At 63.2% G+C, this 288-nt stretch carries 1 protein-coding gene; it reads left to right on the top strand.

Annotated elements, in window-relative coordinates:
* Nucleotides 1-76 precede the first annotated feature (76 nt).
* Nucleotides 77-288, top strand: a 212-nt coding sequence (locus tag XI09_RS08305) for a transposase (RefSeq protein WP_271566409.1), incomplete at its 3' end; no start/stop codon positions are given.

Below are 288 nucleotides of genomic sequence, written 5' to 3' on the forward strand. Positions count from 1 at the left end.
GCGTGTCTCCCGCACCTTGTTGCTGTTGAGCAGACCGGCAATATGCGTTCCGTCTTGAAGAGGACGGTTTGCATATATGATCGAGCGTGTTGTCGACGCATCGGAGCTACGGGTTCGGCGGCGGTGGAGCGGCGAGGTCAAGGGACGGATCGTCGCGGAATCCTTTGTTCCCGGCGCGATCGTCTCGGACGTCGCGCGGCGCCACGGTCTATCGCCGCAGCATTTGTCGACCTGGCGCAAGGCCGTGCGCGACGGGTTGTTGACGTTGTCGGAACACACGGAGCCGGC

The organism is Bradyrhizobium sp. CCBAU 11386 (assembly GCF_028128955.1).
GTDB lineage: Bacteria > Pseudomonadota > Alphaproteobacteria > Rhizobiales > Xanthobacteraceae > Bradyrhizobium.